General features: G+C 28.8%; 24 protein-coding genes and 1 riboswitch. Of the genes, 13 read left to right on the top strand and 11 right to left on the bottom strand.

Annotation, left to right across the window (positions count from 1 at the left end; genetic code table 11):
- Positions 1-53: 53 nt before the first annotated feature.
- Positions 54-1361, bottom strand: a complete 1308-nt coding sequence (locus QU666_RS05010; RefSeq protein WP_036070576.1) for a leucine-rich repeat domain-containing protein — start codon at positions 1359-1361, stop codon at positions 54-56.
- Between the two features lie 217 nt (positions 1362-1578).
- Positions 1579-1716, top strand: a riboswitch (FMN riboswitch).
- 293 nt (positions 1717-2009) lie between these two features.
- On the opposite strand from QU666_RS05010, the gene ribE reads away from it, so the two are divergent.
- The 8 genes from ribE to pcp all read left to right on the top strand — a co-directional run bounded on the left by ribE (position 2010) and on the right by pcp (position 8295).
- Positions 2010-2474: a 6,7-dimethyl-8-ribityllumazine synthase gene (gene ribE / locus QU666_RS05005; protein WP_021768440.1), complete on the top strand. Its 465-nt coding sequence runs from the start codon at positions 2010-2012 to the stop codon at positions 2472-2474.
- Positions 2475-2513: 39 nt separating this feature from the next.
- A complete protein-coding gene (locus tag QU666_RS05000) occupies positions 2514-2711 on the top strand; it encodes a hypothetical protein (protein WP_036069987.1) in 198 nt (65 codons plus the stop codon).
- A gap of 1 nt (position 2712) precedes the next feature.
- A complete protein-coding gene (gene ribD, locus QU666_RS04995) occupies positions 2713-3828 on the top strand; it encodes a bifunctional diaminohydroxyphosphoribosylaminopyrimidine deaminase/5-amino-6-(5-phosphoribosylamino)uracil reductase RibD (RefSeq protein ID WP_021768442.1) in 1116 nt (371 codons plus the stop codon).
- Positions 3829-3922: 94 nt separating this feature from the next.
- Positions 3923-4600 carry a riboflavin synthase gene (locus tag QU666_RS04990; RefSeq protein ID WP_021768443.1) on the top strand — a complete coding sequence of 226 codons (678 nt, stop codon included), beginning with the start codon at positions 3923-3925 and terminating at the stop codon, positions 4598-4600.
- Between the two features lie 37 nt (positions 4601-4637).
- Complete coding sequence (locus QU666_RS04985) at positions 4638-5858, top strand: bifunctional 3,4-dihydroxy-2-butanone-4-phosphate synthase/GTP cyclohydrolase II (protein WP_021768444.1); 1221 nt, start codon at positions 4638-4640, stop codon at positions 5856-5858.
- 149 nt (positions 5859-6007) lie between these two features.
- A complete protein-coding gene (locus QU666_RS04980) occupies positions 6008-6688 on the top strand; it encodes a DUF969 domain-containing protein (protein ID WP_021768445.1) in 681 nt (226 codons plus the stop codon).
- Positions 6688-7629: a DUF979 domain-containing protein gene (locus tag QU666_RS04975; RefSeq protein WP_021768446.1), complete on the top strand. Its 942-nt coding sequence runs from the start codon at positions 6688-6690 to the stop codon at positions 7627-7629. Before QU666_RS04980 ends, QU666_RS04975 begins: the two co-directional genes overlap by 1 nt.
- A 24-nt stretch (positions 7630-7653) precedes the next feature.
- Positions 7654-8295 (top strand): pyroglutamyl-peptidase I, encoded by a 642-nt coding sequence (gene pcp / locus QU666_RS04970; protein WP_021768447.1) that lies wholly within the window; start codon positions 7654-7656, stop codon positions 8293-8295.
- Between the two features lie 159 nt (positions 8296-8454).
- Here the strand turns inward: pcp and QU666_RS04965 are convergent, their stop codons facing one another.
- Positions 8455-8883, bottom strand: a complete 429-nt coding sequence (locus QU666_RS04965; RefSeq protein WP_021768448.1) for a hypothetical protein — start codon at positions 8881-8883, stop codon at positions 8455-8457.
- Between the two features lie 124 nt (positions 8884-9007).
- Positions 9008-10327 carry a hypothetical protein gene (locus QU666_RS04960; RefSeq protein ID WP_021768449.1) on the bottom strand — a complete coding sequence of 440 codons (1320 nt, stop codon included), beginning with the start codon at positions 10325-10327 and terminating at the stop codon, positions 9008-9010.
- A 133-nt stretch (positions 10328-10460) separates the two neighbouring features.
- On the opposite strand from QU666_RS04960, the gene QU666_RS04955 reads away from it, so the two are divergent.
- The 5 genes from QU666_RS04955 to QU666_RS04935 all read left to right on the top strand — a co-directional run bounded on the left by QU666_RS04955 (position 10461) and on the right by QU666_RS04935 (position 15894).
- The gene (locus QU666_RS04955) at positions 10461-11243 is read left to right on the top strand and encodes a hypothetical protein (RefSeq protein WP_036069990.1); all 783 of its coding nucleotides are present in this window, start codon (positions 10461-10463) and stop codon (positions 11241-11243) included.
- A 124-nt stretch (positions 11244-11367) separates the two neighbouring features.
- Entirely contained in the window at positions 11368-13080 is a 1713-nt protein-coding gene (locus QU666_RS04950; RefSeq protein ID WP_021768451.1) for a proline--tRNA ligase, read from the top strand.
- Positions 13081-13187: 107 nt separating this feature from the next.
- A complete protein-coding gene (locus tag QU666_RS04945; RefSeq protein ID WP_304984873.1) occupies positions 13188-14012 on the top strand; it encodes a hypothetical protein in 825 nt (274 codons plus the stop codon).
- Between the two features lie 24 nt (positions 14013-14036).
- The gene (locus tag QU666_RS04940) at positions 14037-14663 is read left to right on the top strand and encodes an HAD family phosphatase (RefSeq protein ID WP_021769441.1); all 627 of its coding nucleotides are present in this window, start codon (positions 14037-14039) and stop codon (positions 14661-14663) included.
- A 142-nt stretch (positions 14664-14805) separates the two neighbouring features.
- Complete coding sequence (locus QU666_RS04935) at positions 14806-15894, top strand: glycerol dehydrogenase (protein ID WP_021769442.1); 1089 nt, start codon at positions 14806-14808, stop codon at positions 15892-15894.
- 156 nt (positions 15895-16050) lie between these two features.
- On the opposite strand, the gene QU666_RS04930 is transcribed toward QU666_RS04935, so the two are convergent.
- From QU666_RS04930 to QU666_RS04895, 8 genes are all read right to left on the bottom strand, one after another.
- A complete protein-coding gene (locus tag QU666_RS04930) occupies positions 16051-16842 on the bottom strand; it encodes a hypothetical protein (RefSeq protein WP_021769443.1) in 792 nt (263 codons plus the stop codon).
- Positions 16843-17083: 241 nt separating this feature from the next.
- Positions 17084-17824: an amino acid ABC transporter ATP-binding protein gene (locus QU666_RS04925; protein ID WP_021770326.1), complete on the bottom strand. Its 741-nt coding sequence runs from the start codon at positions 17822-17824 to the stop codon at positions 17084-17086.
- Positions 17824-19386, bottom strand: coding sequence for an ABC transporter substrate-binding protein/permease (locus QU666_RS04920; protein WP_021770325.1), 1563 nt, complete (start codon positions 19384-19386; stop codon positions 17824-17826). Before QU666_RS04920 ends, QU666_RS04925 begins: the two co-directional genes overlap by 1 nt.
- Before the next feature lie 6 nt (positions 19387-19392).
- Positions 19393-20391 (bottom strand): aspartate-semialdehyde dehydrogenase, encoded by a 999-nt coding sequence (locus tag QU666_RS04915; protein ID WP_021770324.1) that lies wholly within the window; start codon positions 20389-20391, stop codon positions 19393-19395.
- Between the two features lie 176 nt (positions 20392-20567).
- On the bottom strand, positions 20568-21374 hold the full coding sequence (locus tag QU666_RS04910; protein ID WP_021770323.1) for an NlpC/P60 family protein: 807 nt from the start codon (positions 21372-21374) through the stop codon (positions 20568-20570).
- Between the two features lie 27 nt (positions 21375-21401).
- Entirely contained in the window at positions 21402-21842 is a 441-nt protein-coding gene (gene dtd, locus QU666_RS04905) for a D-aminoacyl-tRNA deacylase (protein ID WP_021770322.1), read from the bottom strand.
- Positions 21843-21869: 27 nt separating this feature from the next.
- A complete protein-coding gene (locus QU666_RS04900) occupies positions 21870-22520 on the bottom strand; it encodes an MBL fold metallo-hydrolase (RefSeq protein ID WP_021770321.1) in 651 nt (216 codons plus the stop codon).
- Between the two features lie 44 nt (positions 22521-22564).
- The gene (locus QU666_RS04895) at positions 22565-23620 is read right to left on the bottom strand and encodes a mechanosensitive ion channel family protein (RefSeq protein WP_021770320.1); all 1056 of its coding nucleotides are present in this window, start codon (positions 23618-23620) and stop codon (positions 22565-22567) included.
- Between the last annotated feature and the right edge of the window lie 236 nt (positions 23621-23856).

Below are 23856 nucleotides of genomic sequence, written 5' to 3'. Positions count from 1 at the left end.
TCACATCCTCTCTTTTATCTTAAAACTTCTTATTTATAATTAATTTTTATAAACTATTTTAACTGGCTCTTATGTATATACCCCTTCATATAATATCCTCCATCTTTATTATAAAAATAAACATATTTCCATCCTTCTTCATTTGAAATTTCCTCAACTGCTACATTATTTGCTAATTTATGAATTATTGAACTGTCTGTACCATAACTTTCCCTTACATTAACAACATTTTCCTTTGAAGCCGTAATAAAAGTTTTACCTGTTCTCTTAGATGATATTACTCCAAAATCCCTAAATTCTTCCCTCCACATCTGCTCACTTTTCATATCTGTTATTGCATAATTTACCGCACCACTTGCTGCAACTATTGATAAAAATAGATTATCTCCGTCAATACTTTCTAATTGTGAACTTAGATATGCCGTATCACCTGCAATTTCTTTTCCATTTTTCATAAAAACTATTTTACTATTTGACTTTCCAGCATAAGCATACGGCAATGAAATAACATATATTTCATATTGTTTATTTTTAAAACCTTCCACCGTTTTTATTTTATGCTCTTCTTCGTCAATCATCTTATTGTAATCTTTTATTGTTTCTTGAATTTGTTTTGGAACTTTATCTATTGAAATTTCTTTTACAGAAAGACTATTTACAATTTTAACAGTTTCAAAACTATTTATTTTACTTTCAAATTCTGAAAAATTAGGATATTTTGCTACATTTTCTCTCTTTGCAGTAAGTTCTGGGTGCCTTTGCTCAATAAATATTTTTTCAGGAATCATAAAATTACGATAATTTTCATATACATAATCCACTATTTCTTTTGGAACTTCACGTAATTCCAACCTTTTTAAGTTTTTTAATCGAGAAATTTCCTCAACTCCATTTTTTAACGGATTAAAACTTACATCCAGATGTTCCAGCTTTGTTAATTTTCCAATTCCCCGAATATCGCTTATTTTATTGTTATGTATCCATAGTTCCTTTAAATTTGGTAAATTTAATAACGGTTTTATATCTTCTATCTGATTAAAATTTATTTTCAATACTTCTAGCTTCTTTAGATTTTCCAGTAATTTTACATCTTTTATTTTATTCCAACGTAAATCAAGAATTTTTAAATTTTTGTAATTTGTAATGCAGATTATCTCTTCCAATCCTCTATTTCTCAATTCTATTTTTTCAACATTAATATTATACTTCCCTAGTTCTGTACAGCTTTTTTCACTTTTAAACCCTGTCTGAATTTGTGACATTTCTTCCTTTATGTTCTTACTTTCTTTCAATTCTTCACTATTACTGTTACTACACGCCATAAATACTATGAAGATTAGCATTCCAATTGTTTTTTTCATTTTACCTCCTAAGTATATTATTGTTTTTTGATTAACAAAAAATTTATCTTTTTTAATTTTTTTATATTTATTCATTTTATTTTAATTTATATAATAATAACTTATGTTTTTACTTTTGTCAATAAAAAAAATAATTTTTTAAAAAAAATTTTACATTCTTTTAAAAAAATGCTTGTAATTATAGTAAAAAAGTGATATTATTAATTTAGAAATAAATTTAAAGCTTCAGGGCAGGGCGAAATTCCCGACCGGTGGTAAAGTCCACGAGTTGTTTTTATTTTAAATAAAATGAAAACGACATGAACTGGTGTAATTCCAGTACCGATAGTTATAGTCTAGATGGTAGAAGTGAAATTGTTGGCTGTTTAAAATTAGTTTTTGATTTAATTGTGTTTTATATGCAATATTTTAAAATAATTTTGATACATTCAGCATTAATTAAATTATATTATATATCATCTACCTTTTAAATATCAAAAAAAGCCTTGAATCATAACGTTCTTGGCTTTTTTGTTTTATTAGCAAATAATGTTTTTAAATTTTATTTTTTTATTTAGTATGTCAAACCTCTTTGAAACCAGACTCATAAGTTATGATTTTTGTTTTTAAAGAGAATTAAAATATAGATAACGAGAGGATGATTTGAAAATGAGAACTTTTGAAGGAAAATTTGATGGAAGAGATGTAAGAATAGCGATTGTGGCTGGAAGATTTAACGAGTTTATTACTTCCAAATTAGTTGGCGGAGCTTTGGATGTATTGAAGAGAAATGATGTTTCTGAAGAAAATATTGATATTGCCTGGGTTCCAGGAGCTTTTGAAATACCACTAATTGCAAAAAAATTAGCAAATACACAAAAATATGATGCTATAATTACTCTTGGAGCTGTTATAAAAGGTTCTACACCACACTTTGACTATGTTTGTTCAGAAGTTTCAAAAGGAGTTGCCCAAATTTCATTACAAAGTGAATTACCTGTAATTTTTGGAGTTTTAACTACAAACAATATTGAAGAAGCTATTGAAAGAGCTGGAACAAAGGCTGGAAATAAAGGTGCAGATGCTGCATTTTCTGCAATCGAAATGATTAATTTAATAAAAGAGATCGGATAATAATTTTAGATGCCTAATTCATAGATGGAGATGAATTTTATGATAAAAGAAGATGTCTTAGATTATATAAAAGAAAAATATGATATAAATCCAGAATATTTATTTTCGCAATTTCCAAGTTATTTTGTATTTAGGAATAAGAAAAATTGGATTTCTATAGAACTTTCAGAAAATATTGATAAAGATGAAACTATAAAATTAATTGACAGAAGTTATGAATTAATAAAAGGAAAATAAAATGAATGAAAATATTGATGAAAAATATATGCGAATGGCAATTGAATTGGCAAAAAAAGGTGCTGGATCGGTAAATCCCAATCCAATGGTTGGAGCTGTTGTCGTTCAAGATGAAAAAATCATTGGAACTGGCTATCACAAGTATTTTGGAGGACCTCACGCCGAAGTTTACGCTTTGGATGAAGCTTCAAAAAATTCTAAAGATTTATCAAATGCTACGATTTACGTTACATTGGAACCTTGCTCGCATTATGGAAAAACGCCGCCTTGTGCAGAAAAAATTGTAAATTTGGGACTAAAAAGATGCGTTATCGGCTCATCTGATCCAAATCCAAAAGTAGCTGGAAAAGGTATACAAATATTGAAAAATGCTGGAATTGAAGTTACTGAAAATATTTTGAAAGAAGAATGCGACAAAATAAACCAAGTGTTTTTCAAATATATTATGACAAAATTACCATATTTATTCTTAAAATGTGCGATTACTCTAGATGGAAAAATTGCTACAAAAACAGGAAATTCCAAATGGATTACAAACGAAGCTGCACGTGAAAAAGTGCAATTTTACCGAAATAAATTTATGGGAATAATGGTTGGGATAAATACCGTCTTAGTCGACAATCCAAGTCTTACTGCGAGAATTGAAAACGGTGTAAATCCATACAGAATAATTATTGATCCACATTTAAAAACTGAAAAAGATTATACTGTTATTAAGGAAAATATTGATGAAAAAACAATAATTATTACATCAGAAAAAAATAAAAATTCTGAAAAGCAGTTCGATTTTTCTGAAAATAGCAAGGTTAAATTTGTATTTTTAAATGGTACAAAATTCAGCTTTAAAGAAATTCTTGAAAAAATCGGAACATTAGGAATTGACTCAATTTTGCTGGAAGGTGGTCAATCTCTTATTTCACAGGCATTTGAAGAAGATGTTATTGATGCTGGGGAGATTTTTATTGCTAATAAAATTTTAGGCGATACTGAAGGAAAATCTTTTATTGCTGGATTTGATAAAAAAAATATGAATGAATCTATCGTTTTGAAAAACGTAAAATATAATGTTTATGGTGAAAATGTTGGAATGGAATTTTTACAAAAAAGTTATAGCTAGTAGATTTGTTATAGATATAATCTAACTTTACACTATCATTTTAAATTAAAAGTACTATAATTTAGAATAAAAAATTAAAAATCAGGAGAAAATTATGTTTACTGGTTTAGTTGAAGAAACTGGAAAAATTATTGATATTGCAAAAAAAGCTGCAAGTATCGAAATTACAATAAGGGGAAAAAAAGTTGCTGAAAAAGCAGAGATTGGAGATAGTATCGCTGTAAATGGTGTGTGCCTGACTGTTACAAAACTAAATGGAAACGACTTTACTGCCGATGTGATGTTTGAAACTATTGAAAGAAGCGGCTTAAAACGTGCTAAGGATGGAGACATTGTCAATCTTGAAAAGTCACTTACACTTACGACTTTTTTAGGCGGACATCTTGTAATGGGAGATGTTGACTGTGAGGCTAAAATTGTATCAATCACAGATAAAGGGATTGCAAAAGTATATGAATTCCAACTGGATAAAAATTATAAAAACAATATGAAATACATTGTTGAAAAAGGACGTGTAACGATTGACGGAGCGAGCCTTACAGTAATTGATGTAGACGATAACGCTGGAATTTTCTCGGTTTCACTTATTCCACATACGATTGAAAATATTACCGTTGGAATGAAAAAAACTGGGGATTTTGTAAATATTGAAACAGATTTGTTTGGAAAATATGTTGAAAAAATATTAAAGTTTGACAATTTTGAAAATACAGAAAATAAAGGTAAAAAATCCAATTTAACAATGGAATTTTTACAAAAACATGGATTTTAATTAAAAATATAAAATAAGAAGAAAGAAGTGATTTTAAATGTCAGAAAAAAAGATGAATTTTGACAGCATTGAAGCTGCCATTGAAGATTTAAAAAATGGTATTCCAGTAGTGGTTGTTGACGATGAGGACAGGGAAAATGAAGGGGATTTTGTAATTCCGGCTGATGCAGTAACTTATGAAACTTTAAATTTTATAATTAAGGAAGCACGTGGTCTTATGTGTGTCCCAATGTCCAAAAAACGTGCAGAAGAGCTTGAACTAAACCCAATGGTTCAGCACAATACTGATTATTACGGAACTGCTTTTACAGTGTCAGTTGACTCGCTGGAAGGTACAACTACTGGGATTTCTGCAGGCGATAGATTAAAAACGATAAAAGACTTGGCAAATCCTCTAAAAACTGCAAAAAACTTTAGAAAACCAGGGCATATATTCCCGCTAATCGCACGTGAAGGTGGCGTTCTTGAAAGAAAAGGACATACTGAGGCTGCTGTTGAATTATCTAGGCTTGCTGGATTTTCTGATATAGGCGTAATTATGGAAATTTTAAAGGAAGACGGGGAAATGGCTCGTCGAAATGATTTATTTGAATTTTGCCAAAAACATAATTTAAAATTAATTACAATTGATGATTTGATTGTTTACATAAAAAAAAACGAAAAATTAGTTAAAAATGAAGCAATTGTTGATATTCCAACACAATTTGGAAATTTTACTTTTGCAGGTTATAGCGATGAAATCGAACATAAAGAATATATTGCAATTATGAAAGGTGAAATAAGAAATAAAGAGAATGTTACTGTCAGACTTCACTCTGAGTGCCTAACAGGTGATGTTTTTGGTTCAAGACGGTGCGATTGTCAAGAACAACTTCATAGAGCCTTATATGAACTGGAAGAAAGTGGAGAAGGTCTTTTAATCTATCTACGTCAAGAAGGACGTGGAATTGGTATTTTGAACAAATTAAAGGCATATAAGCTTCAAGATGAAGGCTATGATACTGTTGAAGCAAATCATAAATTGGGATTTTCTGATGATTTAAGAGATTACGCTGTGGCAGCACAAATTATAAAAGATTTAGGAATAAAATCTATTATTTTAAAAACTAATAATCCAAAGAAAATTGAAGGACTTGAAAAATACGGAATTAAAATTACTGGACGTACAGAAATTGAAATTACTGCAAATGATGTGGATAAAAGTTATTTAAAAGTAAAGAAAGAAAAAATGGGACATTTATTGAAACAAAATTTTTAACTTACAATTATTTTTTATATAAAACAATACAATTTATATATAAAATTAATAATTTCTAATAACATTTTTTCCAAAGCTATTGCATTTCTTTGTTTTTAAAGGTAAAATTATAACAATACTTAGAAAATACAAAATTAGGAGGAATATTTATGAACTTGTGGATACTTATAGGTATTGTTATTATCGTAGTAGGATTCACTTTAAAACTTGATGTTCTGGCAGTTGTACTTGTTGCAGGAATTGGAACTGGATTTGCTGCCCATATGAACTTTGGAGAAATTCTTGAAATTATTGGAAAGGCTTTTGTTGACAATAGACTTATGTCCATTTTTCTGATTAGTTTGCCTGTTATAGCTATTTTAGAAAGATATGGGTTAAGAGAACGAAGTGCAACACTCATTGAAAATCTTAAAAATGCTACTGCTGGTAGAATTTTAGGACTTTACATGGTTATTCGTTCAATTGCGAGTGCTTTATCAATTAGAATCAGTGGACATGTGCAGTTTATCCGTCCTCTTATTTTCCCAATGGCTGAAGCCGCAGCAAAATCTCACAAAAAAGAGGAATTGACTGAAAAGGAAAATGAAGATTTAAAGAGTTTAAGTGCCGCTATTGAAAATTATGGTAACTTTTTTGCACAAAACATATTTATCGGTGCATCTGGACTTTTATTAATTCAAACAACTTTAAAAGAAAATGGATATGATGTTACATTAGAAAAATTGGCTCTATTTTCTACTCTAATTGGAATTGTTGCTATAATATTTACATTTATTCAAGTGTATATATATGACAAAAAAATAAAAGCAGGAAAGGGTGGGGATAAATAATGGCATTAAAAGAAACTTTAAGCAATATAGCAGAAATTATTTATATTCTTTGCGGACTTGTAAGTGTTGCCACTGCAATTAGAGGATTAAAAAATGAAAAAGCCAAAATTGGAACATTCTTATTCTGGTTTATTCTAGGAATTACATTTATTTTTGGAAAAATTATTCCATATAAAGTTACTGGTGGATTACTTATCATTTTAGCTTTAATTACTATTACAAAACAATTACAAATAGGAAGTTTTGAAAATGTAACTGCTCAATTTAAACTTGCACAAAGTGAAAGATTAAAAAACAAAATTTTTATTCCTGCAATATTAATAGGTACTGCTGCTTTTCTAATATTGCAATTTAAAATCGGAAAAACTGCAATTCCACCTGCAATCGGTATCGGTGGTGGATCTCTTATAGCACTTTTAGTTGCAATGCTAATTATCAAACCAAAACTTAGTGAAACAACTGACGATACGTCAAAATTACTTATGCAAATTGGAGCAACTGCTCTTTTACCACAACTTCTTGCCGCACTTGGTGTTGTCTTTACAAAAGCAGGAGTTGGAGATGTTATTTCTCAAATTATATCATCAGTAGTTCCACAAGGTAACATATTTATCGGAATTGTTATCTATGCTATCGGAATGGCTGTATTTACTATGATTATGGGAAATGCTTTTGCTGCATTTTCAGTAATTACTGTTGGAATCGGTATTCCATTTATTTTAAAACATGGTGGAAATCCTGCTGTTATTGGTGCTCTAGGAATGACTGCTGGTTACTGTGGAACTCTTATAACTCCAATGGCTGCAAACTTTAATATCGTTCCAGCTTCAATACTTGAAATAAAAAATAAAAATGGAATTATTAAGACGCAACTACCTATGGCTTTAGCATTATTCGTTGTTCATATTATTCTAATGCTACTTTTATTTGGAATAAAATAATTGTCTGAAAGGAGAAAAAGTAAAATGAAAATTCTTGTAACAGGTTTTGATCCATTTGGAGGTGAACCAGTAAATCCTGCTATCGAATCAGTAAAAAAACTGCCTAATGAAATAGCAGGGGCACAGATTATAAAACTTGAAATACCAACTGTAAGAAAAAAATCTATTGAAAAAATTGAAAAAGCTATCGAAGAACACAATCCAGATGTTATATTATCAATTGGACAAGCTGGTGGAAGATTTGACATATCTATTGAACGTATTGGAATAAATCTTGATGATTTTAGAATCCCAGACAATGAAGGAAATCAAACTATTGATGAACCAATTTATCCGGATGGAGAGAATGCTTATTTTGTAAATTTACCTGTTAAAGCTATGGTTAACAACATTCACAAATATAATATACCTGCCTCTATTTCTTATACTGCTGGTACTTTTGTATGTAACCATGTTTTATACGGTATCCTTTATCTTGTAAACAAAAAATACAACAATAAAAGAGCAGGATTTATTCACATCCCATACCTTCCTGAGCAAGTTGTAGACAAAAAAAATATGCCATCAATGGACTCAAATACTGTTGTTAAGGGATTAACTGCAGCTATTGAGGCTATTGTTGAAAATAATGAAGACATAAAAAAAGTAGGTGGAGCTTTACATTAAGGTAAATTAAAATATGGACTATTTAATTAACTTAGTCCGTATTTTTTTATACTTTTTAAATCTAAAAAATAATAAGGCAATATAAAAATCTGCCTTAATAAAATAAACTTAAAGCAGATTTATAACTTTTTTTATTTTAATATCACAAAAATTACTTTTTTAATCTTCTATAACTTTATGAGTTTCAAAAATTCTCTCCATTGTCTTTTTGAATGTTGGAGAACCTACTAAATCATATTGCTTTTGTGTAGGTCTTTTACATACTGCCGCATAGTAAAACTCATGGATTTTATCTTTTCCTCCATTGATATCACGAAGTCCAGCTTCACCTAACATTTCATTAAATTGTTTAATACCCTTTTGTACTTCTGCCAAAGTATGTGTCATTTTCTTACCATCTTTTATGTAGCTTTCTTCCATAATCATAGATCCAATTGGCACACAAGCGGCTACTTCCTGACCATCTTTGTTATAAAATTCTGTCCATTCTTCTTCACTCATAAACAGCACACCTCTTTCATCCCTAGAAGGTTCTGCTACTCCAAAAACTGAAAATGCCAATAATCCCAATAAAATAAGTTTTTTCATTTTAAATCTCTCCTTTTTATAATTTTTTAGTAATTTTAAATAATTTTATGTTCTTCTAAGGTAATTATACCACATGTTTTACAAATTTCCAAATCTTAAAACTTATACTTTAATAATGATTTTTCTATTTCCAGTAAGAATTAATCAATTCCAAAACAGGATCATCCCTATCTTCATTATAAACTATATAATCAATAAATATCTGCTCTACTTCGGAATTATTCTTCATTTGAAATAAAATATTATAAATCATTAATTTTAAATCTTTATCAATTTTATGATTTAATGAATTTTTAGCATATTTTATAACAATTTTCTGTAATTTTTCGAGACTTTCTGTATACATCAAAATATAAATAATTTTTTTCATCATTTTCTGACTATTTTCATCAAAAATATTCACATATTTTTTTATTAATTCATCTGTTATTTTAAATTCAAAGTTAATTGAAGCATTTACAATATTTGCATATTTTTCAAGAGATGGATAATTTTCTACAGAATCTAAATATTTATTTTCCCATTTACGTTTATTCACTCTTCCATCTTCCAATTTTATTTCATTTAATTTTTCTATCTTCATTTCATTTTTTTTAAACGGCAAATATTTTTTAGGAACATTTTTAGATGTTACTTTTTCGTAAAGTGAAAAGAAATACAATTTATCTACCCACTTACCTTTTTCAGATTCCATAAAATAACCAGCTTTTTTTATTAATATACATTTTAAAGGTTTTCCAAGTAAAGCGGCAGCACAGGCTTTATGATGTCCATCAATTATAAAATTTATAAATTCTCCACAATTATACACAATAGCTCTAGGTTCGTTATCGCTCATTTTTTTTAATTTTTCAATATAATAATCAACTCTTTCAGAATTATAAGCATCCGTTGTCTGTGTTGGATATAAATATACTGGCTGTCTTCCGATATAAGTAAAATCATCATCCCTCAGACATTTCATAGCTGTTGCTGGATTTAAAACCAAATCATTAGGAACATTCCAGAAAAAATTTCCATTCCCATCAGTTGGATAACATTCCACATCGGCAATCATATAAAATCCATTATTTAAAAGTTTTAACAAAGGAGTTATTGTTTCTATAGAATCTTCCAATGAAATAAAATCCGAGTTTATTTTTTCCTGTATTTCTAAAATTTCTTTACAATTTGCATTTTCTATTCCATATCCTGTTGCAAGCAAACATTCTATTGTAGAAATATAATAGTCTGTATTTATTTGAATTAATGGAATATCATTTAATCTTATTTGAGCAAGATAACTATTTTTTAGATCCTCAACTTCTTTGTAAACTTCTTTAAGTTTCCCTGCACCATTTATATAAACTACTTTTGAATTTTTTATATTAATTACCTCAGATGTGTCAACTGCCATATCTAGCAGTTCAACTGACAATTTTTCCTTATTTTTTCCCAAAAACATAATTTATCACCTTTTTTAAATATTTATAGATTTATTATACCCCAAAATAGTTTAAATTCCAAAATCTACCTTTACATTCTTTTTAAATAAAGTTATAATAATAAAATAATACTAAATTATGGAGGATTTCAAAATGAGAAAAAAGATTTTTTTAATTTTACAATTTTTGTTATTTTCAGTTATTTTAAGTGCTGATAATGCTCAAACTTATAATAATTTTGAAAAATTTAATGTGAGAATGTCAACTGCAACTTTACCTTTTACAACTGTTGTTAATGCTTCTAAAGACAAAGAAGCATACTTTGCACAGTTAAATGCTGGAAACTATTTAGCTTTTATTCCAACACGACTTGCTATTATTAATTACTATGAATTTTTTTCTGATGTGTTAAAAAAGGATTTTAAAGTTTATGAAACAAATAAAAAAGGGAAAATAAAATATTCGAGCGATGTGATTCGTTATGATGAAAATGATTTTTACTCCAATTATAAAAAAAATGTAAAATCTGACAGAGCTGAATCAAAAAATAATTTAAACATAGTAGGAGGCGACACTAAACTAATAAGTCCAGATACTTACAAAATAACAAATTATGCAACAGATAGAGGATTTTTAGTAGTTATTCCAATGAATATGGCATTTTATGTAAAACAAATAAATGATAATAAATTTATCTGGTCGCTTACCAATGATTTCAAAAAAATAGAATACACTTTTACTCTTGAAAACAATAAATTAATAGTAAGAAATAATAAAAACCAGATTACTTTTACAATTTACAAAAAGGACAATTCATTATTTTTAGAAGAACCTAAAAATATATGGGAATACAGAGTTAATAAAGATTTATCTCAATTTGAATATTATAAAAATTCAAAACTTACTAGTACAGAAAAATATCAAATTACCAATTAATTTTTTTGTAATAAATATTTGATATTTACACAAAGATATTCAAAAAACTATTGCTAAAAATTCAAAAAAAATATACAATATAAGCATTACACTACAATAAAAATTAAATATAGAAGGAGAAAATATGAGATTATCAAAAGCATTTTTAAAAACATATAAGGAAGCACCAAAAGAGGCTCAAATTGTGAGCCATCAGCTTATGCTTAGAGCATTTATGATTAAGCAGCTTACGAGAGGGGTTTATACTTATTTGCCATTTGGGTATAGAGTTCTTAAAAAAATAGAGAATATTACGAGGGAAGAAATGGATAGAGCCGGGGCTCAGGAACTTCTTATGCCTGTACTGCAGCCCGCTTCACTTTGGGAAGAATCTGGGCGTTGGTTTGCTTATGGGCCTGAACTTATGAGATTAAAAGACAGAAACGAAAGGGAATTTTCGCTTGGACCTACTCACGAAGAGGTTATTACAGATATTGTAAGAGATTCGATTTCATCATACAAGGAACTGCCTTTTAACGTTTATCAGATTCAGACAAAATTTAGGGATGAAATGCGTCCAAGATTCGGTCTTATGCGTGGAAGGGAATTTGTGATGAAGGATGGCTACAGCTTCCATTTGACACAGGAGTCGCTTGATGAGGAATATTTGAATATGAAAGACACTTATTCAAGAATTTTGGAAAGAATGGGACTTAATTACAGGGCAGTCGAGGCTGATACTGGTTCTATTGGAGGTGATGCTTCGCACGAATTTATGGTGCTTGCAGAAAGCGGAGAAGATGATATTTTATACAGTGACTCTTCAGATTATGCGGCAAACGTTGAAAAAGCAACAAGCATTATTGAATTAAAGGAAAGCGATGAAGAAAAACTTCCAAAAGAATTAGTCGAAACTCCAAATGCAAAAACAATTGAAGAGCTGGCTAATTTCTTTAATATCCCTAAAGAAAAAACTGTAAAGGCAGTAATGCTGAAGGAAGTTCTTGAAGATGGGGAAAAATTTGTGCTAGCCCTAATTCGTGGAGATTTGGATGTAAATCCTATAAAATTAAAAAATGTAATTGGAGCTTCTACAGAACTTGAAATGATGAGCGAGGAAGAATGCGAAAAATTCGGACTGGTTGCTGGATATGCAGGCTCTTATGAAAAAAAAGAAGGCTTATACGTTGTAATTGACGAAACTGTAAAATATGTAAGAAACTTTGCTTTAGGCGCTAATAAAGCTGATTACCACTATGTAAACGTAAATATTGAAGATTTGGCATACGACTTAGTTGCAGATATCAGAACTGCAAGAGCTGGAGATCTTTCCCCTGATGGAAAAGGAGTACTAAAAATTGCACGTGGAATAGAAGTTGGGCATATTTTCAAACTTGGGGAAAAATATTCAAAAGCCCTAAATGCTACTGTTCTTGATGAAAATGGAAAACAGGCAGTTATGAAAATGGGATGTTACGGAATGGGAATGTCAAGAATCATTTCAGCCGCAATTGAACAAAACCACGATGAATACGGTATAATCTGGCCAAAAGCAATAGCCCCTTACCACGTTGACGTAATAATTGCCAATATGAAAGACGAAACACAGGTAAATATAGGTGAAAAATTGTATAATGAACTAAATCAAAATAAAATTGAAACTGTATTAGACGACAGAAATGAAAGAGCAGGATTCAAATTTAAAGATGCCGACTTAATTGGTTTCCCATTAAAAATAGTTGTTGGAAAAGGTGCAGCTGATGGAATGGTGGAAGTGAAAGATAGAAAAACTGGGGAAAGTACGGATGTAAAAATTGAGGAAGTTTTAAAGTTTGTGAATAACTTTATGGCTGAGTAAAAATCTTTGACACATAAATTCTATATCTAAGAAGAATGTACATTATGTGCAACAGATTAAAATACCTGTTTAAAAGGAAAAATATTAATTAGGATTGGGAGAAAGAAATGAAAATATTGAAAGAAAAGTTAAAAAACAGTTATATCTCTATTCTTGATTATTTCAACGAAGCATTTAAACTATTTTGGTATTTTATAAAAAAAGAGAAAAGGTGGATTTTTTTAATTTTTTCTATTTTATTGATTTCTGCAATGTTGGAAAATAAACTACAAACTGATGTGGAATTAGATTTAAAAGAAAATACTAAATATATATTTTATAATCATTTTTTAACATACCCACTATATGCAACATACTGGGTTTTATACAGAAAAATTATTTTTAAGCTGACTGATAAAAAAGAAAACTATAATATTTTAAAATCTTATATAAGAGCATTTATTACAGTAATTATAATTTCAATACCTATTTTAATTATAACGATATGCAATTTTTATATGAATTTTTTTCAATATAATTATTCTTATCTATTATTTCTATTAACTAGTCAAATATTATTAATTACATTAATTTTTACAGCCATTATGGTTTGTGTATTTATTTATTTCTTACAAGTTCATATGTCAAAAGATTTATCTTTGAGAAAAACATTGAAATACACTTTAAAAGTTTCCAAATCAAACAGATGGCGATATATAGTTTGTTTTTTAATTGAAAATATTGCTTTTGTTATTATAAAAGAAATAATTAAAATAGTAGTAGCGTTCTTTATAATTGGGTTGCATATAGACATTAAGAACATAGGAATGTTAGTATTTAAAGTATTTATAGAAAATTTTGTCCCAGCCTTGTCCGCAATATATTCTATATCTTTAATATCCATTATTTTTGTAAATGTCGATTATCAAAAACAAAAAGAAAATATAAAATAAAAAATAGTTAGAGGTGCAAACAAAATGGAAAATATAAATTCTAAAAAAATAAAAAATATAGTATTTGATTTAGGAAATGTTTTAATAAAATTTGATAAAGAAACATATTTAGAAGAAAAATTACCTAAAGAAAAAAGAGAGGCATTTCATGAAAATGTAATTAATACAAAAGAATGGTTAATGCTTGACAGGGGAACTTTGACTTATCCTGAAGCTAAGAAAATTTTTAAGGAAAGAAGTCCACATTTGGCTACTGAAATTGATAATTTTTTTGACAAGGATTTTTTTGAATTGTTAAAGCCTATAAAAGAAAATATTGAGCTTCTTTACAAATTAAGAGATCATTATGAATACAAATTATATGTGCTTTCAAATTTTCACAAGGATTCATACGAATATGTCTTTAAACACAACGATTTCTTTAAATTATTTGAAGGCTGCCTAGTTTCATGCTATTTCAAGCTTTTAAAGCCAGAAGAAAAAATTTATGACACTCTTCTTTATGAATTTGGCTTAATCCCAGAAGAAACTTTGTTTATTGATGATGTGAAGGAAAATATTGAAGCCGCTGAAAATAAAGGAATCAGAGGACTTCATTTACCAGATTACACTAAATTAGAAGCAGAGTTGAAAAATATTTTGAAAATTTAATAAATTTAAAAATCAGAGAGTTACCTCAAACATTAGATTTGAATATTTTTCTGATTTTTATTTTAAATTTCCTATTGACTTTGTGAAAAAATACACTATAATATTATTAAATAAATTTAAATTTTATAGGAGATGATTTTTTATGACAAAAATTATTAATTCACCATCAAAATACATTCAAGGAAAAAATGAAATTGCCAATTTGGCAACTTATTACAAATTACGTGGTAACAGCGGAGCATATCTTTTAGTAGATAAATTTATTTTTGATAATTTTAAGGATAAAATTGTTGAAAGTTTTGAAAAAGAAGGCGTAAACTACCATATCGAAGTTTTTGGCGGAGAATGTTCAAAAAATGAAATTAACCGAAATATTGATATTTTAAAAGAAAAAAAATGTGATGCAGTATTTGGAATCGGTGGAGGAAAAACTCTTGATGCGGCAAAAGCAGTATCATATTACGAAAATATTCCTGTCTTCATCGTTCCGACAATTGCTTCAACAGATGCACCATGCAGTGCTTTGTCAGTAATCTACACTCCAAATGGAGAATTTGAAGAATATCTGTTCCTAAAGGCAAATCCTGATATGGTAATAATGGATACTGATGTAATCGTAAATGCACCTGCTAGACTTCTTGTCGCTGGAATTGGAGATGCACTTGCCACTTACTATGAAGCCAAAGCCTGTGTTGATTCAAATGCTTCTTCAATCGCTGGAGGTGGCATTACAAAAGCTGCTATTGCAATCGCAGAATTGTGTAAAGATACTCTGTTCCAAGATGGTTTAAAAGCTAAAATTGCGGTGGAAAATAAAGTAGTTACACAAGCTGTTGAAAATATAATCGAAGCAAATACTTATTTAAGTGGAATTGGATTTGAAAGTGGAGGACTTGCGGCAGCTCACGCTATTCATAATGGACTTACAATTCTGGAAGAAGGACACCACATGTATCATGGAGAAAAAGTTGCATTCGGAACAATTACGCAATTAGTTCTAGAAAACAGATGTCTATGTGAAATCAAAAAAGTTGTAGAGTTCTGTAAGAGTGTAGGGCTTCCAACAACATTGGATGAATTAGGAATGGGAAGTGTTTCTAAAGAAAGACTGTATGAAGTGGCAAAAGCAAGTACAGCCGAAGGTGAAACAATCCATAATATGCCATTCAAAGTTACTGCCGATGATGTTTTTGCTGCAATATTAGTAGCAGATGAATTGGGAAAAAACTAATCTTTATTTCTTTTCTTGCTTAAATTAGCTTAAAATTTTCAAATAATTTTTGGAGTACTTATACTGTACTCCTTATTTTTTCTATAAATTAAAAAACTTGGATTTCATAAATTGATTATTACTTTCCAAGTTTTTATATAATTACTTTATTAACTTCTATTTAGCTTCAGTATATTCTTTTGCTATTTCTTCAATTTTATATTCTTCTGAAATTTTGTCTATTAATTTATTTCTTTCTTCAATAGCTCTGTTATTTACCAATGCGTTAGCAATTTGTTGGTATGCACTGTTTGGTGTTACATTTCCTAATTTTGCTTTTTCATTTTCATAAATTTCAGCAATTTCTTCTTGAGTAACTTTTACATTTTTTCTTACTTCTAAGTCTAAATAATAATTGATGTATACATTATCTTTAATAATTTCAAGATCATCTTTGTTATTTTCTTCAAAGTTTGATTCTTCCATTTTTTTAGCAATTATTTTTCCAACAATTAAAGTTTTTAATACTTCAGAATTTCCTTTAGAGAACAATACTTCTTCTTTAGTAATTTCTACTTTATCTTCCATTTCTTCAACTAATTTGTTTAATTCTTCAGCTTCAAGTGTAACAAGTTGTTGATTTAATAAATCTCTTTGAATAATTTCTCTTGCTTCTGAAAATGGAATATTTTGTGCATCAAAATTTGCTTTATTCTCAGTATATAGTTTTGTAACATCATTTTCATTTACAGAAATTTTATCTTCAATTGCTTTTGCAATAAAGAATTTGTTTTTTTCATTTTTAAAGAAGTATTCAAATTCTTCTTTTTCTTCTTCATTGAAGTCATATTTTTTAGCTGTTTCTAAAATTGCTTTATTAATTAAAAGTCCTTTTATTTCTTCAGCATTTAGCCCTCTTGCTTTTTCTTCTTCAGTCAAAGCTAATTTAGTTTCATTTTTTTTAGCCATTTTTTCTCCTTATTTTTAATAATTCCTATTTATTTTTTTTAACCTTTACTATTTTACACTATTTTTAAAAAAATTTCAAGGAATTTTCTCATTTTTTCTTATTTTTTAAATATAATTTATAAAACAGTAATAATTTTTATATTTTTAAATTTCTTTAATTTTAAAGGCTTTCTAGATCTTTTTTAATAATTTTAAATTATATTTTTTTGTAAAATTTTAATTTCTATAATTTATTTATAATCTATTTTTTCAACATTCTACTCAAAAATTCCTTAGTTCTTTCATGTTTTGGATTTTCAAAGATATTTTCAGGCTTGTCGTCTTCCACAATTACACCTTGATCCATAAACACAACTCGGCTCGAAACATCATGGGCAAAATCCATTTCATGCGTCACTACAATCATTGTAAGTCCACTTTTTGCTAAGTCTTTCATTACTTTTAGAACTTCTCCAACCATTTCAGGATCCAACGCCGATGTCGGCTCGTCAAACAGTAAAACTTCTGGCTGCATTGCCAATGCTCTTGCTATTGCCACCCGTTGTTTCTGACCACCCGAAATTTGGTTTGGCTTTGCGTGAATAAAACGTTCCATTCCTACTTTTGCCAAAAACTCTCTTGCTATTTTTTCAGCCTCGTCTCTTGACTTTTTCAGAACTTTCATTTGTCCGATTACACAGTTTTCTAAAACACTCAAATTATTAAACAAATTAAACTGCTGAAATACCATTCCTACTTTTTCCCGCAACGTAACAAGCGACACATCTCCTGCCATTGCATCTTTTCCATGAATTAAAACTTGTCCACTTGTAGGCTTTTCAAGCAAGTTTATACATCTTAACAGTGTTGATTTTCCACTTCCAGACGAACCGATTATACTTACAACTTCCTTTTCATGAACATCAAAGTTTACATCCTTTAAAACTGTTCTCTTTCCAAAATCTTTTCTAATATTTTTTATTTCAATAACTTTTTTACTCATTATTTCTCCTCCCCATTAGCATCATCCAAAATTTCAAAATGTTGAGGTCCGTCAATTCGTTTTTCGATTTGTTTTAAGATTAATGATAATGTAAACGTTAAGAAGAAGTAAATCACGCTTGTTATAATAAATACTTCATAATAACGTGAGTAAGTTCCCGCAACAGAATTTGAAATAAAGAACAGTTCAGTAACACTTATTACATTTAATACAGATGTATCTTTAATATTTACAATAAGTTCATTTCCAATCATTGGTAAAATATTTCTAAACATCTGTGGAAAAATAATACTTTGCATCAACTGAAAATTCGTCATTCCAATAGCTTTTGCCGCTTCAAACTGTCCGTTATCAATGGAATCAATCCCTCCACGTATAATTTCACTCATATATGCACCTGTATTTATTGATACAATAAACAGTGCTGCTACCATTGGTGACAGATTAATATGAAATACTTGTGATAATCCGTAATAAATTACCATTGACTGCACTATCATTGGGGTTCCTCTAAATACAGCAATATAGATTGAAGAAAGCCAGTTTAAGAATTTTAATCCAGTTTTTTTATACTTATGAGACTGTCCATCAATTTCTGCTTCTGAATACCTTAATAATGCAACCAGTAATCCAATGAAAAATCCAACTACTGTACCCGTAATTGAAATATATAGTGTTGAAACTGTACCTTTGACAAATGTCATCCATTTATTTTTAATAAAAAATATTACCCATCCAAAAAATGAATGTGAGGCTTCATTTGGCTGATTTTGTATAGACTTTTCCATAATACGTTGACGTACTTTAGGAGTTAAATCTTCATCTAATATTTTATTGATTTTTTCCTCCAGCTCTGTATTTCCCAATTTCATTCCAATAGCTACATTCACTTCTTCTGTATCGTATTTAAATCCTGTATTTTTATCAAATGAAATGAATTTTAAATTAGGATTTGAAAATTGAGCCGCCATAGCTCCCGGTCTTTCTGATATGTATCCGTCTATTTTCCCTGAATTTAATGCTACTATCATAGCGGGAAAACTTTCCATTGCAGTTTGCTTCTGTACACCTTTCATCTGATCAATAACATCATAGTGAAGTGTGTTTAATTGCCCTGTAATTTTTGCTCCTGTAAAATCATTAATTGATTTGGCATTTGCATATTTTCCATTTTTTTGCACAACTACTACTAAATCTGATTCATAATATGATTTTGAAAAAGTCAGGCTTTGCCGTCTTTCAGGCGTTGCGGACATTCCCGCTATAACTAAATCAACTTTTCCAGAAGTCAGTGCAGGGCCAAGCAATGCTTCCCATTTCGTCTTTACAATTACCAAATTTTTATTCAATTTTTTTGCAATAACTTTGGCTATTTCAACATCATATCCCCCACAATAACCTCCATCAACTTTTACAGCACCATTTTTAGCATCATTTTGAAACCAGTTGAAAGGAGCATATCCACACTCCATCCCAACCTTTATATCATCACTGTAGCCTGTTATGAAAGTTGCTGCAAAAACTAATAATATTAATATTTTATTTCTTATTGTACTAAACATATTTTATTATAATGCTCCTTTTTTTATTAAAGTTTCAGCTATCTGAATTGTATTTGTAGCGGCACCTTTTCTTATATTATCTGCCACAACCCACAAGTTTAGAGCATTATCCGCTGAAAAATCTCTTCTAATTCTTCCAACATAAACTTCGTCAGTATCCTGAGCATTTATAGGCATTGGATAAACATTATTCTTACCATCGTTTTGTAATATAACTCCTTCTTTTTCCTCAAATGCACGAATTACATCTTCTAATTCAAATGGTCTTTCTAATTCGACATTTACAGATACTGCATGTCCATATCTAACTGGTACTCTCACACAAGTCGCAGTTGCTTTTAAATCTGGCAAGTTTAATATTTTTCTAGTTTCGTTAATCATTTTTTCTTCTTCTTTTGTATATCCATTATCTAAGAAAACATCAATATGTGGCAATGCATTAAATGCAATTTGATGAGGATACCCTTTTGAAGGATCTCCTTTTAGATTAGCTTCCAAATCATCAAGTCCTCTCTGTCCAGAACCTGCCACAGCCTGATAAGTTGAATAGATTACTCTTTTTAATCCATATTTTTCTTGTAAAACTTTTAATACAGGCATTACCTGAATTGTTGAGCAATTTGGATTTGCAATGATTCCTTGATGATTTTCCAGTGCTTCTGGATTTGCTTCAGGAACTATTAACGGAATATTCTTATCCATTCTCCAAGCACTGCTGTTATCAATAACAACTGCACCTTTTGCCTTAAATTTTGGAGCATATTCAAGTGATACTCCTCCACCAGCCGAAAATAAAGCCACATCAATATCATCAGCTATTGTGTCATCTTTTAGTTCAATAACAGTATATTCTGTTCCATTAAATTCAATTTTTTTACCAGCTGAATTTTTCGAAGCATAAAGGTATAATTTTTCTACTGGAAAGTTTCTTTCCTTTAAAACTTTTAAAAATGTTCTTCCAACAAGCCCTGTTGCGCCAACAATTGCTACTTTGTAATTTTTCATTATTTTTCCTCCTAAAAACTTTTTGATTAAGGTTTATCTACCTAAGAATTAATTATTTTATTATTAATTACCCTAAATCTAATGTATATATAATACACTATTCTCGCGTCTTTTTCAACATGAAAAATAAAATAATAAAAAATATGTATCTAAAAATACATATTTCTTAAATTTTATTAAACTTCTCTTATTCTCACACCGTATTTAAAGTATTTATTCCAGTATGTATTTTCCAAAGTCGAAATTACAACTCCTTTAGACGATGAAGCATTAATAAAAAGTGTGTCTCCTAAATAAACTGCTGTATGATTATTTTTCTCATCTGGTCTAAAAAATACAATATCTCCAGGTTTTAAATTTTCTTTTGAGACATGAGCACCCATTTTAATTTGCTGTACAGTTCGTCTTGGTAATTCATATCCATATACTTCACGATACACTCTACGAGTTAAAGCTGAACAATCCATACCATACTCTGAATCTCCACCAAGCTCATATTTAGTTCCTTTCCAGTTACTATATGATTTTAACAATTCATTTTGTAATTTCATTGTTTTCTTTTCACTAAATGTTCCACTTTTTAATATTTCTTGATGTTTTCTTTTTAGTTCAGATAGTTTTTGTAATACTAATTGTGAATTTGGCATTGAACGATCTACTAACTTGTTTTCATCAAATAACTTTGTTACTCTTAAATTGTCTATACTTTCATCTATATAAGCATTGCTATTTTTATTTGATTTTTCTACTTTAGTAGTTTCTTGTTTTGAATATTTTGTTTCATTCTCGTTAGTATTTTTTTTCTTTTGCACAACTTCAATAGTAATGTTTTCATTATCTACATTATCTGATGTTGAAAACTTATTATCGTTGTTCCTTTTTTTGTTACCACTTGCACTTTCATTAACTCCTTTTGTTTGCAACCCTGTACATCCTACTGTTAATAACATACAAGTCATTGTTATTGCTGATTTTCTTACCATCTTTACGACTTTCTCCCTTCTCAATTTTTATTTTGAATCAATTATCAAATTTACAGGTCCATCATTTTCAGAAATAATTTTCATATGTTGCCTAAACTCCCCTGTTTCAAATTTAACACCTATTTGTTCTAACTTTTGAATAAATTGATTATAAATTTTTTCTGCTTTTTCAGCTGGTGCTGAATCAGTATAGCTTGGTCTTCTCCCTTTTTTTGTATTTCCATAAATCGTAAAATTACTTACAACCAATAATTCTCCATTTATATCCTTCACTGACAAATTCATTTTGTCATTTTCATCATTAAAAATTCTTAGATTCAGTAATTTATCAATACAAAAATCAATATCTTTTTCAGAATCTTTATTGGAAACTCCCACATATGCAACTATTCCCTTATTAATTTCTCCTTTAAATTTATCATTCACAAATATTTTTGCATAATTTACTCTTTGAATTATTATTTTCATTTTTTCCTTAATTCCATATCTTTAAATTTAATAGTATCTTTTTTCTACACCAATTGTAGTATCAAAAGAATGACCAGGATAAACCTTCACATCTTCATCTAATGCTAATAATTTTTTTAACGATTTTCCCATTTGAATTGGATCACTTGTAGGTAAATCTACTCTCCCATAAGTTCCAGCAAACATTGTATCTCCAGAAATTAACACTTTGTTAGCTTTATCATAATAGCAAATATCCCCTCTACTATGCCCTGGAGTTTCGATTATCTCAAAATTAAAAAGTCCATTGTTAACATTTTCTTCAGTTACTTTCCCATTTTTCCCTAATTTATCATTCTCTTTCAAAGTTATAATCTGAGCATCACTGCTTAACTCAAATTCTCCTTCCCTCCATGCCAATAGCGACAATTCTGGATTAAACAAAAATTCATACCCACCTTCACTTATATAAATTGGAACTTTCTTATATTCCAATACAGAAGGGATTCCTAGAATGTGATCCCAATGTCCATGAGTTAAAAGAATTGCCAATAAATTTAAGCTATTATCCTTGATATAGTCAATAACTTGTGTCATTTTTTCTTCCCCAGGATCTACAATATAACAGTCATTTTCATAAGAAATCACATAACAGTTACTTTGTGCTGCATTGTCATTCAAAAATCTTCTTATCTCCATCGTCTCTCCTTAGTTATCCGTAATTTTTTTTATAAATCAATATTTTATTTAATCATGTGTACATCCATTTGCGGATACGGTATTTCAATACCTTCTTTATCAAATTCAATTTTTATTATTTCGTTTAATTTCAATTTTAATGTTAAATAATTTTCACTCCTTGTGTAAACATATACATAAAAAATTATGGCTGATTCTCCCAATTCCCCAACACCTATTACTGGTTTTTTGGAAGCTAAAATCAATTTTTCATCATTGTTATAAACATTTTGTCCTATTACTGTACTTTCTAAATCTTCCATTTCATCATCAACTTGATCATTAGAATTTTTACTTGCTTCTTTTTCAGCTTCTTGCATTTTTTTCCTTGAAAAAATTGTTGAAAAAAGATTTATTTTAGTCTTTTCCTTTGTTTCCAATATGCTATTTTGTAATTTTATTAATAAGTTTTTTCTGCTCTCAGTTTCTTGAATCTCATCCATTGTTTCCATATTAATAATTTGTTCTAAAATTTTTTTTACTTTTTGAATATCACTGTTGTAGGAAACTCCGATTCTCAAATCCAGTCTACGTTCTCCATTTTGCTTAATATTTCTGATTTCAGTATTTGTAATTATTCCGTTGGGTATAATTACAAGTTCATTTTGTGGATTTAACATTTTTGTATAAAACAATTCAATTTTCTTTACTGTACCAAGATAATTGTTATATTCGATTGTATCTCCCACCTTAAATGGCTTAAATGTCAAAATTATAAGTCCACCGCAGAAATTCCCTAAAGTTTCTTTAAACGCAATCCCTAACACAATTCCAGTTGCTCCTAAAAAAGTCGTAATAGAAGTTGCATTTATACCAAGAATTCCTATTGAAACATAAATTAAAATAAAATAATACAAAATAGAATAAATTGAAATCAAAAAAGAAGCAAGACTTTTGTCTGTATTCGCTTTCTCTAATATAATTTTTAGTATTTTTTCAACTCTATTTTTAAATACCTTTCCTATTTTTATAATTAAATAAATTATAAATAGTTTAAACAGATTTGTTTTCAAAAACTTAATTGTATTATCCCATTCTAAAAATTTTTGTAATTCCTTCATAGTTTCTCCTTTTTAGTTCTAGATTAAATCCATTTTAAAATCAAACTCAAAAATTATCACTAAATACTGTTATTTATGATTTAAAAAAGCTTATATACAGTATAAGTTAAAAAAATTTGAGTATATTTTGAATATTCAATGAAATCACTTAAATTTTTCACAGGCTTTTTATTATATCATGTTTTTTTTATTCTGTCTATGAAAAAATATAATAATTTCAATAATGTAAAAAATAT

This window comes from Leptotrichia sp. HMT-225, assembly GCF_030644325.1.
Classification (GTDB): Bacteria; Fusobacteriota; Fusobacteriia; order Fusobacteriales; family Leptotrichiaceae; genus Leptotrichia; species Leptotrichia massiliensis.
Note: the sequence above shows the minus strand (reverse complement) of the source record. Positions and strands in the feature narration are given on the sequence as shown.

Excerpts from the sequence above, each read along its gene's own strand:
- QU666_RS05010 (WP_036070576.1), bottom strand. The coding sequence starts at position 1,361 with ATGAAAAAAACAATTGGAATGCTAATCTTCATAGTATTTATGGCGTGT.
- ribE (WP_021768440.1), top strand. The coding sequence starts at position 2,010 with ATGAGAACTTTTGAAGGAAAATTTGATGGAAGAGATGTAAGAATAGCG.
- QU666_RS05000 (WP_036069987.1), top strand. The coding sequence starts at position 2,514 with ATGATAAAAGAAGATGTCTTAGATTATATAAAAGAAAAATATGATATA.
- ribD (WP_021768442.1), top strand. The coding sequence starts at position 2,713 with ATGAATGAAAATATTGATGAAAAATATATGCGAATGGCAATTGAATTG.
- QU666_RS04990 (WP_021768443.1), top strand. The coding sequence starts at position 3,923 with ATGTTTACTGGTTTAGTTGAAGAAACTGGAAAAATTATTGATATTGCA.
- QU666_RS04985 (WP_021768444.1), top strand. The coding sequence starts at position 4,638 with ATGTCAGAAAAAAAGATGAATTTTGACAGCATTGAAGCTGCCATTGAA.
- QU666_RS04980 (WP_021768445.1), top strand. The coding sequence starts at position 6,008 with ATGAACTTGTGGATACTTATAGGTATTGTTATTATCGTAGTAGGATTC.
- QU666_RS04975 (WP_021768446.1), top strand. The coding sequence starts at position 6,688 with ATGGCATTAAAAGAAACTTTAAGCAATATAGCAGAAATTATTTATATT.
- pcp (WP_021768447.1), top strand. The coding sequence starts at position 7,654 with ATGAAAATTCTTGTAACAGGTTTTGATCCATTTGGAGGTGAACCAGTA.
- QU666_RS04965 (WP_021768448.1), bottom strand. The coding sequence starts at position 8,883 with ATGAAAAAACTTATTTTATTGGGATTATTGGCATTTTCAGTTTTTGGA.
- QU666_RS04960 (WP_021768449.1), bottom strand. The coding sequence starts at position 10,327 with ATGTTTTTGGGAAAAAATAAGGAAAAATTGTCAGTTGAACTGCTAGAT.
- QU666_RS04955 (WP_036069990.1), top strand. The coding sequence starts at position 10,461 with ATGAGAAAAAAGATTTTTTTAATTTTACAATTTTTGTTATTTTCAGTT.
- QU666_RS04950 (WP_021768451.1), top strand. The coding sequence starts at position 11,368 with ATGAGATTATCAAAAGCATTTTTAAAAACATATAAGGAAGCACCAAAA.
- QU666_RS04945 (WP_304984873.1), top strand. The coding sequence starts at position 13,188 with ATGAAAATATTGAAAGAAAAGTTAAAAAACAGTTATATCTCTATTCTT.
- QU666_RS04940 (WP_021769441.1), top strand. The coding sequence starts at position 14,037 with ATGGAAAATATAAATTCTAAAAAAATAAAAAATATAGTATTTGATTTA.
- QU666_RS04935 (WP_021769442.1), top strand. The coding sequence starts at position 14,806 with ATGACAAAAATTATTAATTCACCATCAAAATACATTCAAGGAAAAAAT.
- QU666_RS04930 (WP_021769443.1), bottom strand. The coding sequence starts at position 16,842 with ATGGCTAAAAAAAATGAAACTAAATTAGCTTTGACTGAAGAAGAAAAA.
- QU666_RS04925 (WP_021770326.1), bottom strand. The coding sequence starts at position 17,824 with ATGAGTAAAAAAGTTATTGAAATAAAAAATATTAGAAAAGATTTTGGA.
- QU666_RS04920 (WP_021770325.1), bottom strand. The coding sequence starts at position 19,386 with ATGTTTAGTACAATAAGAAATAAAATATTAATATTATTAGTTTTTGCA.
- QU666_RS04915 (WP_021770324.1), bottom strand. The coding sequence starts at position 20,391 with ATGAAAAATTACAAAGTAGCAATTGTTGGCGCAACAGGGCTTGTTGGA.
- QU666_RS04910 (WP_021770323.1), bottom strand. The coding sequence starts at position 21,374 with ATGGTAAGAAAATCAGCAATAACAATGACTTGTATGTTATTAACAGTA.
- dtd (WP_021770322.1), bottom strand. The coding sequence starts at position 21,842 with ATGAAAATAATAATTCAAAGAGTAAATTATGCAAAAATATTTGTGAAT.
- QU666_RS04900 (WP_021770321.1), bottom strand. The coding sequence starts at position 22,520 with ATGGAGATAAGAAGATTTTTGAATGACAATGCAGCACAAAGTAACTGT.
- QU666_RS04895 (WP_021770320.1), bottom strand. The coding sequence starts at position 23,620 with ATGAAGGAATTACAAAAATTTTTAGAATGGGATAATACAATTAAGTTT.